14 protein-coding genes are annotated in these 17,977 nt (G+C 67.8%); 6 read left to right on the top strand and 8 right to left on the bottom strand.

The annotated features are described in order from the left end of the window. The first annotated feature begins 607 nt into the window (after positions 1-607). The 4 genes from DPV74_RS28860 (at position 608) to DPV74_RS28845 (ending at position 5,255) form a co-directional block, all read left to right on the top strand. Positions 608-952: a DUF3564 family protein gene (locus DPV74_RS28860; protein ID WP_027791429.1), complete on the top strand. Its 345-nt coding sequence runs from the start codon at positions 608-610 to the stop codon at positions 950-952. A 417-nt stretch (positions 953-1,369) separates the two neighbouring features. Then, complete coding sequence (locus tag DPV74_RS28855; RefSeq protein WP_119338418.1) at positions 1,370-3,265, top strand: penicillin-binding protein 2; 1,896 nt, start codon at positions 1,370-1,372, stop codon at positions 3,263-3,265. A gap of 210 nt (positions 3,266-3,475) precedes the next feature. After that, positions 3,476-4,471: an arabinose ABC transporter substrate-binding protein gene (locus DPV74_RS28850; RefSeq protein WP_027791427.1), complete on the top strand. Its 996-nt coding sequence runs from the start codon at positions 3,476-3,478 to the stop codon at positions 4,469-4,471. Between the two features lie 19 nt (positions 4,472-4,490). Then, complete coding sequence (locus DPV74_RS28845; RefSeq protein ID WP_059485031.1) at positions 4,491-5,255, top strand: SDR family oxidoreductase; 765 nt, start codon at positions 4,491-4,493, stop codon at positions 5,253-5,255. A 58-nt stretch (positions 5,256-5,313) separates the two neighbouring features. Here the strand turns inward: DPV74_RS28845 and DPV74_RS28840 are convergent, their stop codons facing one another. From DPV74_RS28840 to DPV74_RS28825, 4 genes are all read right to left on the bottom strand, one after another. Continuing rightward, the gene (locus DPV74_RS28840) at positions 5,314-7,029 is read right to left on the bottom strand and encodes a cation:proton antiporter (RefSeq protein WP_119338417.1); all 1,716 of its coding nucleotides are present in this window, start codon (positions 7,027-7,029) and stop codon (positions 5,314-5,316) included. A gap of 208 nt (positions 7,030-7,237) precedes the next feature. Continuing rightward, positions 7,238-8,650: a cytochrome c gene (locus DPV74_RS28835; RefSeq protein WP_119338416.1), complete on the bottom strand. Its 1,413-nt coding sequence runs from the start codon at positions 8,648-8,650 to the stop codon at positions 7,238-7,240. Beyond that, entirely contained in the window at positions 8,647-10,425 is a 1,779-nt protein-coding gene (locus DPV74_RS28830) for a GMC family oxidoreductase (protein ID WP_021163240.1), read from the bottom strand. The genes DPV74_RS28835 and DPV74_RS28830 overlap by 4 nt, the downstream gene beginning before the upstream one ends. Continuing rightward, positions 10,425-11,162: a gluconate 2-dehydrogenase subunit 3 family protein gene (locus DPV74_RS28825; protein WP_060085515.1), complete on the bottom strand. Its 738-nt coding sequence runs from the start codon at positions 11,160-11,162 to the stop codon at positions 10,425-10,427. Before DPV74_RS28825 ends, DPV74_RS28830 begins: the two co-directional genes overlap by 1 nt. 604 nt (positions 11,163-11,766) lie before the next feature. On the opposite strand from DPV74_RS28825, the gene DPV74_RS28820 reads away from it, so the two are divergent. Continuing rightward, the gene (locus DPV74_RS28820) at positions 11,767-12,351 is read left to right on the top strand and encodes an RNA 2'-phosphotransferase (protein WP_060207493.1); all 585 of its coding nucleotides are present in this window, start codon (positions 11,767-11,769) and stop codon (positions 12,349-12,351) included. A 9-nt stretch (positions 12,352-12,360) separates the two neighbouring features. Here the strand turns inward: DPV74_RS28820 and DPV74_RS28815 are convergent, their stop codons facing one another. Continuing rightward, entirely contained in the window at positions 12,361-12,777 is a 417-nt protein-coding gene (locus tag DPV74_RS28815; RefSeq protein WP_027791422.1) for a DUF3995 domain-containing protein, read from the bottom strand. Positions 12,778-13,078: 301 nt separating this feature from the next. Between DPV74_RS28815 and ald the strand changes: the two genes are divergently transcribed. Then, complete coding sequence (gene ald, locus DPV74_RS28810; protein ID WP_119338415.1) at positions 13,079-14,194, top strand: alanine dehydrogenase; 1,116 nt, start codon at positions 13,079-13,081, stop codon at positions 14,192-14,194. A gap of 45 nt (positions 14,195-14,239) precedes the next feature. Here ald and polX read toward each other — a convergent pair whose 3' ends face one another. From polX to DPV74_RS28795, 3 genes are all read right to left on the bottom strand, one after another. Further along, positions 14,240-16,006 (bottom strand): DNA polymerase/3'-5' exonuclease PolX, encoded by a 1,767-nt coding sequence (gene polX / locus DPV74_RS28805; RefSeq protein ID WP_119338414.1) that lies wholly within the window; start codon positions 16,004-16,006, stop codon positions 14,240-14,242. A 148-nt stretch (positions 16,007-16,154) separates the two neighbouring features. After that, a complete protein-coding gene (locus DPV74_RS28800; protein WP_034196043.1) occupies positions 16,155-16,547 on the bottom strand; it encodes a TraR/DksA family transcriptional regulator in 393 nt (130 codons plus the stop codon). Positions 16,548-16,927: 380 nt separating this feature from the next. Then, on the bottom strand, positions 16,928-17,977 hold a 1,050-nt coding region (locus DPV74_RS28795; protein ID WP_119338413.1), incomplete at its 5' end, for an undecaprenyl-phosphate glucose phosphotransferase.

The raw sequence follows: 17,977 nt of genomic DNA, 5'->3' as shown, positions 1-17,977 counted from the left end.
CCGCGGTTGCGGGCTGCGCACGGCTCACCGGCCGGGCCGGGGCCTGACGCGCGCCCCGGCAGTCCCGATCGGGCGTGCGGCCCGCGATCGCGTCGATCGCGTCTCTGGCACGAGGCGGCGGCAGCCGCCGAGGACGGGCGTCCGCGGCACTGGATCGGGAATATCTCAGTGTGGGGCCCGACCGCAGGCAAGTCTGTCCCGAAAGTTTCGTGAAAGTGTGCCGATTTGTATGCGATTGTCGGAGTCTGTCGTCCAGCAATGCAGTCGGAACGCCGCAACATCCGGTCGCGCCGCCCTCCGGCATGGCGGAACCGCGTCGGCCGGCCCGGTTTCCGCGGCCGGTCGCGCGCGACAGATCGACGCGCCTCGCGGCGATGTCATCCCATGTCTCGAAGATCGACCGGGCCCTGATCGGCGCCGCGATCGCCGTTAGGCGTGTGCCTGCGCGCGCTGCCGGAATAACCATGAATCGTCAGACGTCGTTTCATCTGAAACCGCAATGAACTCAATTCGGATTTATTGAGGATTATCACTTGCGTTTCACACCAGTCTATCTAGACTGATCAAGTCAAAACGGTCGAATGTTCATTTTTTGGAGACGATCACAATGCGCCTCACCATTCGGATTAATGGCAGCGAATCAGCAACCCGAAACTCGTTCGCGGTACTGTGGGTCGACACCGACGAAGGACTGTGGTCGCGCGAGGCACATCAGGGCATCGATCTTCCGGCCTGGGGCAAGGTCCGCGACGTCGAGGGTGCGATGGCGCTCTGCGCGGCTGATGGCGGGAATGCCGTGTGCCAGTTGAAGGGACTGTCGTTCGGTGCGACCCAGCGCGAACAGGGCTCCGCCGTACTCGCCGGCAATCACCCCGGTGCATGGCGGCTGCAGGCGGTCGATCGCTGCACGAGCGAGCCGGAATACCGGGAATTCATTTCCGTCACCCGGTAGAAATGATCGACGTAATTCGTCTGCGGTTTTCGGGTTTATTCCGGTTTCAGTGATATTCATTTCGATATTCAGTATTAGCGGCGCCCCTTTTCGGGGCGTTTTCATTTTCTGGTGCAAATAAATAATCGCGAGCCGGGCAATTGACCGCGCGCCGGGGGCGGTCGGCATCGATTGTCCAGGAGATCGTGTGAGCGGATCGATACGCGCAGAATCGGCCGCCTTCAATCGCCTGCTGTGTCGGTGAAGCTCCGCTTACGCCCTCTTTTCGTACGCCCTGTTCCGCCCTTTGCCGGATCGCCGATTTGCGGCTTTTCACGGGGCCGGAACATACTTTCCCCACACGGCGTTTACTCATTTATTACAATCGCATTATTCAGACTGACTCGCCGCCCTCCGGCGGCCCGACCCGGCCATTGCATGAGCGTGAAAAAGAAGACCCACCCCGCCGATCCGTACGCGGCCGCGACCAAGAACCCGATGCTCGCGTCGCGCCTGCCGATGTGGCGCTCGAAGCTGATCGTGATCATCGTGTTCCTCGCGTTCGCCGCGCTGATCGGCCGCGCGTTCTGGGTGCAGGTCGCGAACAAGGAGTTCTACGTCGGCCAGGGCCAGAAACGCTACCAGCGCACGATCGAGCTCGACGCGACGCGCGGGCGCATCGTCGACCGCAACGGCGCGATGCTCGCCGTCAGCCTGTCGACCTATGAAATCTGGGCGAACCCGAAGCAGGTCGCCGACACCGACTACCCGCAGATCTCGAAGCTGCTCGACATGCCGCTCGTCGAGGTCAAGCGGCGCCTCGGCAACGACAAAACGTTCGTGCTGCTCAAGCGGCAGGTCGACGCCGACACCGCGGGCAGGCTCGACAAGCTCGCGATCGACGGCATCACGCAGATCGCCGATTCGAAGCGCTTCTACCCGGAAGGCGAATCGGCCGCGCACGTGGTCGGCTTCACGAACGTCGAGGACAAGGGCCAGGAAGGCGTGGAGCTCGCGGCGAATGCGCGCCTGTCGGGCACGTCCGGGCAGCGCGAGGTGATCCGCGACCGGCTCGGCCGCATCGTGTCGGACACGCGCCCGCTCGTCCCGGCGCAGCATGGCGCGACGATCGAGCTGACGATCGACCGCCGCATTCAGCAACTCGCGTTCAGCCAGCTCAAGGCGGCCGTGATCGAGAACAACGCGGTGGCCGGCAGCGTCGTGGTGCTCGACGCGCAGAACGGCGAGATCCTCGCGCTGGCGAACTACCCGACCTTCGACCCGAACGACCGCGCGCGCCTCACCGGCCAGCAGTTGCGCAACCGCGCGGTGATCGACACGTTCGAACCGGGCTCGACGATCAAGCCGCTCGTCGTCGCGCTGTCGATCGACGAACGCAAGGTCACGCCGAACACGATCATCAACACGTCGCCGGGCACCTACAAGATCGGCCCGGCCGTGATCCACGACACGTCGAACCACGGCTCGCTGACGGTCTCGCAGGCGCTGCAGAAGTCGAGCAACGTCGCGCTCGCGAAGCTCGCGCTGAACCTGCCCGCCGAAACGATCTGGAACAAGTACCAGGAATACGGGATCGGCCGCGCGCCGGAACTGACGTTCCCGGGCGTCGCGTCGGGCCGGCTGCGCGGCTACAAGCGCTGGCGGCCGATCGAGCAGGCGACGATGGCATACGGCTACGGCCTGTCGATGTCGCTGCTGCAGATCGCGCAAACCTATACGGCCTATGCCGGCGACGGCACGCTGCACCCGGTGTCGCTGCTGAAGAACGGCACCGACCAGCAGACGATCGACGCGCATCGCGGCCACCGCGTGACGTCGCCGCAAACGGCCGCGTCGATCCGCTCGATGCTCGAGATGGCGGTCGGCGAAGGCGGCACGGGGCGCCGCGCGCGCGTCGACGGCTACCGGATCGGCGGCAAGACCGGTACCGCGCGCAAGCAGGTCGGCGCGACCTATGCGAAGGGCAAGTACCGCGCGCTGTTCGCGGGGATGGCGCCGATGAGCAACCCGCGCCTGATCGTCGCGGTGATGATCGACGAGCCGCGCGGCAAGGGCTACTACGGCGGCACGGTGGCCGGCCCGGTGTTCGCGTCGGTCACGAGCGGGTCGCTGCAACTGCTCGGCGTGCCGCCCGACGCGCCGGTCGAGCCCGAGAAGACGCCGCCGGCGAAGCCCGCCGCGCCGCAGAAAACGGTGGCCGCGCCGCAAGCGGCTGCGCAAACCAGGACGGCTGCGGCACCGAAAACCGCCGCACCGCTGAAGACTGCCGCGCCGTCGAAAGTACCGGCTCATCCGGCCACCGCGGCCGGATGAGCGCGGCACGTCCCCGCGACACGGCGCCCGCCGGCGCGCGCGGCACACCGGCGGCCGCCGGCCGCCACGCATTTCCCCGCCATCGGGCACTGTCCCACTTTCTAGGAACGCCGCACATCATTTGAGCGTTCCCGCTCGCTCCTCCTACAATTTTTCCGCGTGTCGGGCAGCCCTGCCCGTGCGCGCGACTACAAAAAAGGAGAGAGACGCATGCGATTCCACTGGAAGACGCTCGCACTGGCCATCGCGAGCGCGGCGCTGGTCGGCGGGGTACCCGCCCATGCCGCCGACCCCGCCGACGTGAAAATCGGCTTCCTCGTCAAACAGCCGGACGATCCGTGGTTCCAGGACGAATGGCGCTTCGCCGACCAGGCGGCGAAGGAAAAGCATTTCACGCTGATCAAGATCGCGACGCCGAGCGGCGAAAAGGTATCGACCGCGCTCGACAGCCTCGCCGCGCAAAAGGCACAGGGCGTGATCATCTGCGCACCCGACGTGAAGCTCGGCCCCGGCATCGCGGCGAAGGCGAAGCGCGCGGGGATCAAGCTGATGTCGGTCGACGACCAGCTCGTCGACGGCCGCGGTGCACCGCTCCAGGGCGTGCCGCACATGGGCATCTCCGCGTACAAGATCGGCCAGCAGGTCGGCCAGGCGATCGCGGACGAGACGAAGCGGCGCGGCTGGAACCCGGCCGAGGTCGGCATCATCCGGATCGCGTACGACCAGTTGCCGACCGCACGCGAACGCACGACCGGCGCGGTCGATGCGCTCAAGGCCGCCGGCTTCCCGGCCGCGAACGTGATCGATGCGCCCGAAATGACGGCCGACACCGAAGGCGCGTTCAATGCGGCGAACATCGCGCTCACCAAGCATGCGAATTTCAAGCGCTGGGTCGCGTTCGGCTCGAACGACGACACGACGGTCGGCGCGGTGCGCGCCGCCGAGGGGCGCGGCATCGGCGCGGACGCGATGGTCGCGGTCGGCATCAACGGCAGTCAGATCGCGCTCAACGAATTCGCGAAGCCGAAGCCGACGGGCTTCTACGGCTCGATCCTGCTGAATCCGCGCCAGCACGGCTACCAGACGAGCATCGACATGTACGACTGGATCACGAAGAACCAGGCGCCACCGCCGCTCGTGCTGACGTCCGGCACGCTGATCACGCGCGACAACGAAAAGCAGGCGCGCGCCGCGCTCGGCCTGTGAGCCGGCACAAGGAGCCGACATGACACGCACCACCCTCGTGACGGGCGCCGCCGGCGGCATCGGCCAGGCGCTGTGCCGCACCTTCCTCGCCGCCGGCGACCGCGTGCTCGCGCTCGATCGCGACCGCGCGGCGCTCGACCGCTTCATCGATACGCTCGGCGACGCGCACGTAACGCCGGTCGTCGACGACCTGACCGACGCCGAGCGGCTGCAATCGACGCTCGAATCGCATCCGCAGGCCGACGTGCTCGTCGCCAACGCGGGCACGGCCGCGTCGACCACGCTGCGCGACACGACGCCCGCCACCTGGCGCACGGATCTCGACGCGAACCTGACGGCCACCTACATGAGCGTCGAAGCCGTGCTGCCCGGCATGCGCGCACGCGGGCGCGGCGCAATCGCGATCATCGGTTCGGTCAACGGCGTGCATGCGCTCGGGCATCCGGCGTACAGCGCGGCGAAGGCCGGGTTGATCAGCTACACGAAATCGCTCGCGATCGAATTCGGCCGCGACGGCGTGCGCGCGAACATCGTGCTGCCGGGCACCGTGAAGACGCCCGCGTGGGAAGCGCGTGTGCAGCGCAATCCACAGGTGTTCGAGCAATTGAGGAAGTGGTATCCGCTCGACGATTTCGCGACGCCTGACGACGTCGCGCAGGCCGCGCTGTTCCTGTGCTCACCTGCGGCGCGGATCATCACGGGCGTCGCGCTGCCCGTCGACGGCGGCCTGCTGGCCGGCAATCGCGTGATGGCGCAGGAGCTGACGCTCGAGACGTTCTACTGAAACCGAAGCAGGCGGCGCCGGCGGCCGCGCGGGCCGCCCGGCGCGCTGCCGTGCGCCGTCAATGCGCGGCCGCGACCGGTTTCGCCATCCTGCCGAGCACGTGCTCGGTCATCCCGCGCGCGAGTTCGGTCTCGCCCATGAACACGGTGCCGATGCCCTCGTTCGACAGCAGCGCGGCCTCGTCGCCGCTGTTCGTGCACAGCACGACCTCGAGTGCCGGGTTGAGCGTGCGCGAGATCTCGACGATCTGCCGTACGTCGAACACGTCGGGCAGCGTGACGACCAGCATCCCGGCGCGCGCGATATGCGCCTGCACGAGCACGATCGGCTCGATCGCATCACCCGACACGGCGGCAACGCCTTCCGCACGCAGTTTCTCGACGAGCTCGCGATTCTGCTCGACGACGACGTACGCGATGCCGCGCTCGTCGAGCGCATGGGCGATCCGCGTGCCGACCTTGCCGTAGCCGACGATCACGACCTGCCCGGTGAGATGCGTCTGCGGCGTCGACATCGGCAGCGCGGCGAGCGGATCGTCGCGCGCCTCGAGCTTGCGCGCGAACGCCGAATGCTTGCGGATCCACGCAAGCGCCGGATCGATCATCGCGAACAGCAGCGTGTTCATCGCGATCGAGATCAGCGCGACCGCGAGGATCAGGCTCTGCCCCTCGGCCGACAGCAGCCCGAGCGCACGGCCGAGCCCCGCGAGGATGAACGAGAACTCGCCGATCTGCGCGAGGCCCGCGCCGACCGTCAGCGCGGTATTCAGCGGATAGCGGAACGCAATCACGAGCGCGACCGCCGCGAGCGTCTTGCCGATCACCACGATCGCCGCGACCTCGATCACGTGCAGCGGCTCCGCGAGCAGGATCTTCGGGTCGAACAGCATCCCGACCGAAATGAAGAACAGCACCGAGAACGCATCGCGCAGCGGCAGCGTCTCGTCGGCCGCGCGCCGGCTGAACTCCGACTCGCGCATCATCATCCCGGCGAAGAACGCGCCGAGCGCGAACGACACGTCGAACAGCTTCGCCGCGCCGAACGCGATGCCGACCGCGGCCGCGATCATGCACAGCGTGAACAGCTCGCGCGAGCCCGTGCGCGCGACGAGCCACAGAATGCGCGGGAACACGCGCTTGCCGACCACCAGCATCAATGCGATGAACGCCGCGACCTTCAGCATCGTGACGCCGAGCGTGCCCCACACGCTGCCGCCGGCCGCGTGCGCGTCGCCGGGCGGCGTGCCGCCGAGCAGCCCCGCGACGGGCGGCAGCAGCACGAGCACGAGCACCATCACGAGATCCTCGACGACGAGCCAGCCGACCGCGATGCGCCCGTTGACCGTCTCGACGAGCCCGCGCCCTTCGAGCGCACGCAGCAGCACGACGGTACTCGCCACCGACAGCGCGAGCCCGAACACGAGCGCCGCACCGACGCTCCAGCCCCAGGTGAGCGCGAGGCCGCCGCCGAGCAGCGTGGCCACCGTGATCTGGACGATGGCCCCCGGCAGCGCGATCTTGCGCACCGCGAGCAGATCGCCGAGCGAGAAATGCAGGCCGACGCCGAACATCAGCAGCATCACGCCGACTTCGGCGAGCTGCTGCGCGAGCGACAGGTCGCCGACGAAACCGGGCGTGCCGGGGCCGATCACGATCCCGGCAAGCAGATAGCCGACGAGCGGCGGCATTTTCAGCAGCGACGCGAAGTAACCGATGACCATCGCGAGACCGAAACCGGCCGCGAGCAACGCAATCAGGCTGATGTCATGAGGCATCCCCCCTCCCGAGTTCTTGTAACGATTTAGTAAGGTTCAAGAACGAAAGGATAAGGGATGAGGCGGAAGAATGGCGCGCCGCCGCGAAAAATTCACGCGGCGGCGCGCCTTGGCGGGGTACAACCCCGGCGAAACGAAAGGCACCGCGCGGATCGCGCGGCGCCTTGAAGCACATCGGACAGGCGGGGCTGGCGCCCCGCCGCCCCCGTCAGCGCGACGCTTGCGGGAACCGCGCGCCCGGCGGCGGTTCGGGCCGGGTCGACGGCACGCTCTTGCGCACCTTCGCGACCTGCGCGGCGGTCACCGGCGCCCCCGTGTTGCCCCAGCTCGTGCGCACGAAGTTGGACACATCAGCGACTTCCTGGTCCGACAGGCGCCAGCCGAACGGCGGCATCGTGAACGTCGACGGCGCGGTGCGCGTGCCCTGCAGCGCGCTGCCTTCCAGCACGACGTGGATCAGCGAGGTCGGATCGTCGCCCTGCACGACCGGGTTGCCGGCGAGCGCCGGGAACACGCGCGTGTAGCCATGGCCGTCGCTGCGGTGGCAGGCCGTGCAGTTGTCGCGATAGACGGCCGCGCCCGGCTTGCTCGCATCGCCGGCCTGCAGGGCCTTGGCAGCCGCCGCGTCGTACACGTGCGGCTGCTCGCCCTGCACGCGCGGCGGCAGCGTCTTCAGGTAGCGCGCGATTGCGTTCAGGTCGTCGTCGGTCATGTGCTGCATGCTGTGGCCGACTACGTCCGTCATCCCGCCGAATGCAGCCGTGCGCAGCGTGCGGCCCGTCTTCAGGAACTGCACGATCTCGGTTTCGTTCCACGTGCCGAGGCCCGTGCGCGGCTCGCCGCGCAGGCTCGTCGGCACCCAGCCGTCGATCGCCGCACCGCCCGCCAGGAAGTCCGGGCCGTCCGCGTCGGTCAGCCCGCGCTCCTGCATCGTCGGCGCACGCGGCGTGTGGCACGCACCGCAGTGGCCGAGACCCTGCACGAGATACGCGCCGCGCGCGACCACCGGATCGGCGTACGGCGCCGCGTCGAACGGCTTCGGCGTCGGGGCGAACATCTTGCGCCAGATCGTAAGCGGCCAGCGCATCGACAGCGGCCACACGATGTCGACCGCACGGTTCTCGTGCTCGACGGGCGCGACGCCGTGCATGAAGTACGCGTACAGCGCCTTCATGTCGTCGTCGGTCAGGCGCGCGTACGACGGGAACGGCATGGCCGGATACATCGTGTCGCCGTTCTTGCGCACGCCTTCGCGCACCGCGCGCGTGAAGTCCTCGTAAGTCCAGCCGCCGAGGCCCGTCTTCGGGTCCGGCGTGATGTTCGTCGAATAGATGCCGCCGATCGGCGTGTCGAATTTCAGCCCGCCCGCGAACGGCTTGCCGCCGCTCGCGGTATGGCACGCGATACAGTCGCCCGCGCGCGCGAGGTATTCGCCGCGCTTGATCAGGTTCGCGTCGGCGGATCGGGCCGCGGTTGCAGTCGCCGGGCCGGAAGCCGCCGCAGGCACAGCCGGCTGCGCATACGCCGTCGAGCCTGCGAAGCCGAGCGCGGCCCAGGCCGCGCCGGCCGCCAGCGCGCGCGACATCCGGCGCGCGACGTTGTGGTTCATCGTCCTCTTCATACGGTCACCAGCGGAGCGGGATTTTTCAGGTATTGCTCGCGGATCGCACGTGCCGACCAGTAGGCCAGCGCCGCGATGATCCCGGTCGGGTTGTAGCCGATGCCCTGCGGCAGCGCCGATGCGCCCATCACGAACACGTTGTGCACGTCCCAGCACTGCAGGTAGCGGTTCAACACGCTCGTCTTCGGGTCGGTGCCCATGATCGCGCCGCCGACGAGGTGGGTCGTCTGGTACGCGCGCGAATCGAAGTGCTTGCCGAACTCGCGCGTCGACACGCCGATCGCCTTCGGCCCCATCGCCTCCGCGATCTTCTTCATCTGCCCGGTCACGTACTGCGCCATCTTGATGTCGTTGTCCTTCCAGTCGAAGGTCATCCGCAGCAGCGGCTGGCCGTACGAATCGCGATAGGTCGGATCGAGGTCGAGGTACACGTCGCGATACGACATGTTGGTGCCGTGCGCGTCCATCGAGATCGTGTGCGCGTAGTTGTCCTTGACCGCCTTCTTCCACGCCGAGCCCCACTGCGGCGTACCGGGCGGCGTCGCGATGCCGCTGATCGGCTTCACGCCGGCCTGGTTCACCCACAGCGGCGAGCCGCCGACGAAGCCGAGCGGGCCGTGGTCGAAGTTGTCCGCGTTGAAATCGTCCACCGCGACGCCGTTGCCGCCCGCGCCGATGAACGGATTCGTGTAGGTGTCCTTGTCGAAGAACGCCTTGATCGTCGACAGGTTCTGGTACGCGAAATTGCGACCCACCACGCCTTCGCCCGAGATCGGGTCGTACGGCTTGCCGATGCCCGACAGCAGCAGCAGGTGCACGTTGTGGTACTGGAACGCGGCCACGATCACGAGATCGGCCGGCTGGTGCACTTCACGCCCGGCCGGGTCGACATAGGTCACGCCCGTCGCGCGCTTCTTCGTGTCGTCGAGGTCGACGCGCAGCACGTGGCACTTCGAGCGCAGCTCGAAGTTCGGCGCCTGCTTCAGCGCGGGCAGGATGTTCAGGTTCGGCGACGCCTTCGAGTACATGTAGCACGCGTAACCGCTGCAGTAGCCGCAGAAGTTGCACGGGCCCATCTGTACGCCGTACGGGTTCGTGTACGGGCCCGACGTGTTCGCCGACGGCAGCCGGTACGGATGCAGGCCGAGCGACTTCGCTGCATCGGAGAAGCGCTGCGCCGAATACGTGTTGAGCTGCGCGGGCAGCGGGAAGTTGTCGCTGCGGTTCGCTTCGAACACGTTGCCGTCGCCGACCACCTTGCCGCCGACCTTGTACGCCTGCCCCGACGTGCCGAACACCTTCTCCGCGAAATCGAAATGCGGCTCGAGCTCGTCGTAGGTCACGCCGGTGTCCTGGATCGTCATCCCTTCGGGGATGAACTTCTTGCCGTAGCGCTCTTCATAGTGGCTGCGCAGGCGCAGCTCTTCCGGCGTGATCCGGAAATGCACGCCCGACCAGTGCAGGCCCGCGCCGCCCACGCCTTCACCCGGCAGGAACGCGGCGAGCTGCCGGTACGGCAGCGCGGTGTCCTGCAGCCCGTGGCGGATCGACACCGTCGTCTTCGACAGGTCGAGGAACAGCTTCTTGCGGATGTTGTAGGTCAGCTCGTCGATCGTGTTCGGATACGCGCCGTCCGGATAGGTGTCGCGATACTCGCCGCGCTCGAGCGCGACCACGTTCAAGCCCGCTTCGGTGAGTTCCTTCGCGAGAATCGCGCCGGTCCAGCCGAAGCCGACGATCACCGCATCGACATGCGGTTTTTTCTCTGCGGCCATCAGCTGCGCTCCCCGTTGATCGAGACGGGGCCGTATGGATAGGGCTTGCCGCTCTGGTTGACGAAATCCATGAAGTCCGCGCGTGCGCCGGGAAAACCGATCATCTTCCACGCGGCCATGTCGTGATTGCCGCCATGCACCGGGTCGCAGAAATAGCCTTCGCGCGTGTTCTGCAGCAACTGGCCGAAGAACACGCCGGGCGGCACGTCGTCGATCTGCGCGCCGCCCTTCTCCAGCGCGCCGAGCACGGTGTCGCGCGTCGGCGCGTCGAGATCCGCGAACGCCTTGCCGTGGGTCTTCTCGCAATAGCGGTTGACCGCCGCGATACCGAGCCGGTAGATGTCGCGCGGCACCAGCTTCAACTGGTAGCCAAGCTCGGGCACGCCTTGCTGGAACGGCCCCTGCATGTACCAGGTCGCGCCGTGCGCATACGGCGTCTCCATCTGGCGGTCGATGAATTCGGGCACGCCCGATTCGAGCGCGCCGGGGCCTTCGGCGTCGGCCGGAATCAGCCGGTCGACGGCGGCCTGGACGAACGCCCATTCCTTCGCATCGAAGAAGGTCGGCTTGTACGGAGCGCGTTCGGCGCTGGCCGATGCACCGGGCGCGTTGCCGGTCGTCGCGGAAGGCGACGACGAGCGCAGGTCGCAGCCGGCGACCGACGCGATCGGCACGAGCGCGACCGACGTGCGCAGGAAACGGCGGCGCGAGTTGGGTTTGTCAGGTGACGTGGACATGGTCGGATGTTGATCGTTGGGGATCTCGGGGCCCGGACGCGCGCACTCCGCATGCGGCATGTCCGGCATGGCAGCCTTGCCGCAACCGGCTGGCCGTCCTGTTCTTTCGTCTGTTGCGAACAACCTCGATGCAGGCGCCGCCCGTGCAATGCGCGGCAGCGCCTTCATGCGGCCGCGCATTGCGCCGGTTCAGGCTGCGCTGCACGGATCGGCTTCTTTGTGAGCCCTATCGTCTGACAAATACCGGCATCTGCCTGCATCTGCCCCTCATCGCTCATGACCCTCATTCAACTTAGACGTCGCGTTTGCCGACAGCAAGCGCAACGTGCACGACCCTCTTTCGGGCCCGGCGACAAGTGCCGCGAATTATATATGGAACCGGTTCCATTCAAAGGTATACCAATGCAATTCAATGCATCGAAAATCGCAACAATTGAAAAATCCGGAATCCGGAACGCGAAAGGATTCGCGCGATTACCCGCCGACGCGGGCGTCAGGCAAAGGATTGTCGTGTGTCGGGTTTCGCGGAAGGCTGTGGCTTTCCAGCCACGCGGCGCACCCGTGGGTGCCGGTTTGCATCGCGCTCTGGTAGCCTCCGCGTCTCATGAGACCACAGAAGAATGAACTGCCGGCGGCCGACGCGACCCGCATCAGCCGAACCCTCAGCTACCTGCTGCGCCACGCGCCGCAAACGATCGGGCTGCGGCTCGACCCGGAAGGCTGGGCCGACATCGACGAACTGATCGCCGGCATCGCCCGCCTGGGGCATCCCGTCGATCGCGCGACGCTCGAAACCGTCTGCGCGACCAACGACAAGCAGCGCTTCGCCCTCTCCGACGACGGCCGACGCATCCGCGCGGTACAAGGCCATTCGACGCCCGTCGTGCAGCGCCGCTATCCGGCCGCGCAACCGCCCGAGCGCCTCTATCACGGCACCGCGACGCGCTTCCTGGATTCGATTCGGGCGCAAGGGCTGATACCCGGCGCCCGTCATCACGTGCATCTGTCGCCGGACATCCGGACCGCGCTGGCCGTCGGCACGCGCTACGGCGTGCCCGTGATTCTCGAGGTCGATGCGCAGCGCATGCATCGGCAGGGCCACACGTTCTTCGTCGCCGAAAACGGCGTATGGCTGACGGATGCCGTGCCGGCGGAATACCTTACGGAGCGGGACGCGCCTGCATGCTGAGACGCGCGTTCACCGCGGCCAGAACATCGATGCGATGGACAGCGCCAGCGCCGCGCACAGCGGCGAGTAATACAGTGTGTCCATCCGTGCGAAACGCGACCCGCGAATCCGCTTGAAGAAGCCGACGTAACGGAAATCGCCGACGGCCCGCACCGCGAAGATCAATGCGAGCGCAACGACCGCGAACGAGATCGTGCCGGGATACGGGTTCGGCCCCAGCCAGCCGGCACGCGCGGCAACCACGCACGCACCGCCCAGCAATGCCGCCGCGACGGCGAGCGTGCCGATGGCGGTCGGCCGCAGCAGCGGCTCGCCGTCCTGCTCCGGAATGGCCGCACGCTTGCCGCGCCGCCCGCCCAACGCCCAGTACACGTGAATGAGCGCGATCGCGCAAAGCGTCGGCACGCTGAAATACGCCCCGGTCATGTCGGTCAATGCCCTCTTCTCGTTGTGTCGTTATCTCGACGTGCTGCCGGCAAAACGCCGGCGCGCGGCCCCGGGCCGCGACACACATGACGATACCGAAACCCGGCAGCGCGCGCATTGCGACCTCCGGTCGCAACCCGCCACGACCGATGTTGCAACGCAGTGCGCGCGGGCCGGCCGCTTGACTTCCCTCCGCGCACTACTACCCTGTTATTCCAGTACCGCGGTCGATACGCATCCGCGCGATCGGCCGCACGGCGCACCTGCACGACAACGATAACGAAGGCCATGGAGGCGACTCATGCTGATCGGCGTGCCGAAGGAGATCAAGAACCACGAATACCGTGTCGGCCTCACGCCGGCCGGCGCGCGCGAACTCACTCGGCACGGCCACCGCGTGCTGGTGCAGCGCGGCGCGGGCACCGCGATCGGCCTGCTCGACAACGACTACACGGCCGCGGGCGCATCGCTCTGCGACGGCGCCGACGAAGTCTTCGCGCGCGCCGACATGATCATCAAGGTCAAGGAGCCGCAGCCGGCGGAATACGCGATGCTGCGGCGCGGGCAGATCCTCTACACGTACCTGCATCTCGCGCCCGATCCCGGACAGGCCGCGGCACTCGTGAAATCCGGCGCCGTCTGCATCGCGTACGAAACCGTGACGGGCCCGGGCGGCGGCCTGCCGCTGCTCGCGCCGATGAGCGAGGTGGCCGGGCGCATGTCGATCCAGGTCGCGGCGACCCACCTCGAAAGCCCGCGCGGAGGCCGCGGCCTGCTGATGGCCGGTGTGCCCGGCGTGCCGGCCGCGCATGTCGTCGTGCTCGGCGCGGGCGTGGTGGGCACCGGCGCGTTGCAGATGGCGGTCGGCCTCGGCGCGCGCGTCACCGTGCTCGACACCAACGTGAACCGGCTGCGCCAGCTCGACCTCGTGTTCGCCAACCGGATCGCGACCGTCTGCTCGAACGCGCATACGATCGACGAAGCCGTGCGCGATGCCGACGTCGTGATCGGCGCCGTACTCGTGCCGGGCGCATCGGCGCCGCGGCTCGTCACGCGCGACATGATCGCGACGATGCGCAAGGGGGCGGTCGTCGTCGACGTCGCGATCGACCAGGGCGGATGCTTCGAGACTTCGCATGCGACGACGCACGCGGACCCGACCTTCGTCGTCGACGGCGTCGTGCACTACTGCGTCGCGAACATGCCCGGCGCGGTCGCGCGCACGTCGACCTTCGCGCTGAACAACGCGACGCTCGGGCACGCGCTCGCACTCGCCGACAAGGGCTGGAAGCAGGCGATGACCGACGATCCGCACCTGCGCGCGGGCCTGAACGTGTGCGACGGGCATATCACGTACGAAGCGGTCGCGCTCGCGCTCGGCCTGCCCTACGTGCCGGCGGCCGGCGTGCTGGCATGACGTGACCGCCTTCTCGCACGGCGGGCGACGCGCCCGCCGGTGCGTTCATGCGCCCTTCGAGCCGCGGCGCCTGGATGCGCCGTCTACTCCCATCGTGCGTGCAAGTAGCGGCCTCAATTGCGCGAGCGTGCGCGTGTTCAGCACGTCGGGCCGCGTCAGCCAGCCGCGTCGCGCCTGATCAACGCCGTATGCGAGATTGTCGAGATCGTCCGTGCTGCACGCATCCGAGCCGATCGCCACCGGCACGCCGGCCTTCGCGGCCTCGCGGCACCAGATGTCCGGCAGGTCGAGCCGCCGCGGCTGCGCATCGAGTTCGACGAAACAGCCGCGCGCCGCGGCATGGGCAATCACGCGTGCCACGTCGAGTTCGCATGCGGTGCGCTCGCCGAGCATGCGGCCCGTCGGGTGCGCGAGAATCGTGAAATGCGGCTGGTCCATCGCGCGCAGCACGCGCGCGGTCTGCGCGTCGCGCGACAACTCGAAGCCGTCGCGTACCGCACCGACCACGAGATCGAGCCGGCCGAGCAACGCATCGGGCACGTCGAGGCTGCCGTCCTCGAGAATGCCGGCCTCCACGCCCTTGAGCAGCACGAAATCGTCGAACGACGCGTTCAGGCGGTCGATCTCGTCGAGTTGCCGGGCAAGCCAGTCGAAGCCGTTGCGGCCGCCGCCGGCATCCGGTGCCCGGTCGGTGATGGCCAGGTACGCGAATCCGCGCGCGCGTGCCGCATCGGCCATCGCGCGCAAGCTGTCGCGGCCGGCCGATGCGTCGGTATGCGCATGCAGGTCGCCATGCACATGCTTGCGCTCGACCAGCGCCGGTAGCGCGCCCGCGCGCGCCGCGTCGATCTCGCCACGATCCTCGCGCAATTCGGGCGGAACTTCGTGCAGCCCGATCGCCGCGTACACCGACGCCTCGGTCGCGCCGGCGATCCGTTCGTCGCCGCGAAACACGCCATATTCGTTGATCTTCAGCCCGCCGGCCTGCGCGATCCTGCGCAACGCGATGTTGTGCGCCTTCGATCCGGTGAAGTAGACGAGCGCCGCGCCGAACGCATCGGCATCGACGACGCGCAGGTCGACCTGCAACCCGCTCGCGAGCACGACGCTCGACTTCGTCTTGCCGTGCGCCAGCACGCGCGCGACCTCGCCGTAACCGACGAACGCGTCGGCGACGGCCTGCGGATCGCGTGCGGTGACGAGGATGTCGAGATCGCCGACCGTCTCGCGGCGGCGGCGGAAGCTGCCGGCCGGCACGGCCTTGCCGACACCCGCAATCGCCCGCAGGCGTTCGAGCAGCGGCAGCAGCGCGTGCGCCGCATCCGGCAGCAGGAAGCGTTGGGGTTCGCGTTGCAGCCGGTCGTCGATCGCTTCGAGCAGATGGGCTTCGGTTTTCGCACCGAAGCCGGGCAATTCACGCACGTGCCCGCTCTTCGCCTCGGCGCGAAGCTGTTCGAGCGAATCGACGTGCAGCGCGTCATGCAGCGCCTTCACGCGTTTCGCGCCGAGCCCCGGCACGTCGAGCAGCTCGACGATCGCACCCGGCAGCGCATGACGCAGCGTTTGCTGGAGTTCGCAGGTGCCGGTCGCGGCGATCTCGCGCAGCTTCGACGCGAGATCGGGCCCGATCGACGGAATCTTCCCGAGATCGTCGCCGTTCGCGATCATCGTCGCGATATCGCGCCCGTAGTCGGCGATCGTGCGCGCGGCGTTGCGATACGCACGCACCCGGAACGGATTGGCGCCCTGGATCTCGAGCATGTCGGCGATCTCGGCGAACACGGCCGCACACCCGGCATTGTGGATCGGCATGATCGGCGTGGCTCCCTTCCACGTGGATGGTGCCGCGCGCGTGCGCGACGCCGTCTGCCCGCGCGGTGCCGCATGCCGACGCCGCCGGGCGCACGTTCGTCATCGTACGCCGGCCGGGCGTCGCGTGCAGCGACGTTGCGGCGCGACGTCAGAGGGTGGCGCGCGGCGTCGTGGCGTAGTGCCGCTCGTAGATCGACTGGCAATGCGTGCAGCGTTCGGCGGCCGGGCGTGCCAGCAGGCGCTCGTAGCCGACCGAACCGTCGCAGTCGATGCATTCGCCGTAGCTGCCGTCGCGCATCCGCTGCTGCGCGCGGCCGACCGCGCGCAGTTCGGTCAGTTTCATGCCGATCAATGCGTGATCGACGTCGACGAACAGGTCCGCATTCGCCTCGTCGCCCTCGTCCGGCGCCGCGCCGGCGAGATCTGCATAGGATTCCGACGCGCGCTGGTCTTCGCTCGTGCGTATCTCCGCACGTAACGTCTGCTCGCTCTCGTTCAGCCGCTGTTTCAGCGTCTGCCGTTGTTGTGCGTCGAGCGCCATGGCCGTCTCTCCTGTTCCGGGTTCCGCGCGGAAAATGGTCGCGCGCAGTGTCGCGCCGGTGGGCGGCGGGCAAGGTTCGACCGGCGCCGCCGCGCCACGGATACGCGCCCGGACGCATCAGGCGCCGGACGCATTCGATGCAGGATAAACCCATTGCACACGCGTGTGTTGACCGGAATCAGCGTGCCCCGTGATGCACGTGAAGCCTTGCGGAAACTGGGGACGGACGCGAAAACACGATGCAGGATTCACGCCACAACGCCCGTCAGCGCAGCCGCAGCGCAGCAATTCGCCGCATGATCGCGTCTGTCCTTCGGTTCGGCACCGATCCACCGACTGATTCGCCGGCGTGATTTATCGCACCGGACGATTCGCAATCCTCAAAAGGCATTCCGGCCGATGAACCCTCGCACGACCGTCAACAGGATGATCTTCATGTCGAACCAGAAGCTCCAGTTCTGCATGTAGAACAGGTCGAACTTGACGCGCGCCTCCATCGCCTCGACCTTGCGCGTCTCGCCGCGATAGCCGTTCACCTGTGCCCATCCGGTGATGCCGGGCCGCACGCGGTAGCGGTACATGTAGCAGTCGATCAGTTGCCGGTAAAGGTCGTCGTGTTCGATCGCATGCGGACGCGGGCCGACGACCGACATCTGCCCGAACAGCACGTTGAAGAACTGCGGCAGCTCGTCGAGCGACGTGCGCCGCAGGAACGCGCCGACGCGCGTGATGCGCGCATCGTTGCGCGATGCCTGCCGCACGACGCCCGGTTGTGCGCGATGCACGCGCATCGTCCGGAACTTCAGGATGTCGAACTCCCGGCCGTCGACGCCCTTGCGGCGCTGCCTGAACAGCACGGGCCCCGGCGACGACAGCTTGACCGCGATCGCCAGCATCGACAGCAGCGGCAGCAACGGAATCAGCACACCGAATGCGAACAGCCGGTCGAATGCGAACTTCGCCCACAGCTCCGGCGCCGAGCGCGGCGTGGTCGCGAGATTGATCGCCGGCATGCCGAGCACGTCGGTGGCCGAGCGATCGACCATCGCCATCTGCCGCACGTCGGGCAGCAGCCGCAATTCCACGAACTCGTCGCGCAACTCGCGGACGATGCGCTGGATCCGCCACTCTTGCGACATCGGCAGCGTGAGCCATACCTCGTCGATCTCGCCACCGCGAATCAGGTCGCGCAGTGCGTTCCAGTCGTCGATCACCGGCACGCCGCCGATGCCGCCGGCGGCAGCCGGCGCGTCGTCATCGAATACGCACGCCGCCACGAAAGGGCCCTGCGGCGCGAGCTGCATCCGCTCGACCGCGACACGCCCGTACGCCGTCGCACCGACCACCGCGACGCGGCGCTGCCGCGCGCGCGGGTCGTCGCGCGTCAGTGCCAGCGCCAGCAGCGCGGCACGGCCGAGCAGCAGCGCCGC

This window comes from Burkholderia sp. HAN2018 (genome assembly GCF_024704855.1).
Lineage (GTDB): Bacteria > Pseudomonadota > Gammaproteobacteria > Burkholderiales > Burkholderiaceae > Burkholderia > Burkholderia cepacia.
Note: the sequence above shows the minus strand (reverse complement) of the source record. Positions and strands in the feature narration are given on the sequence as shown.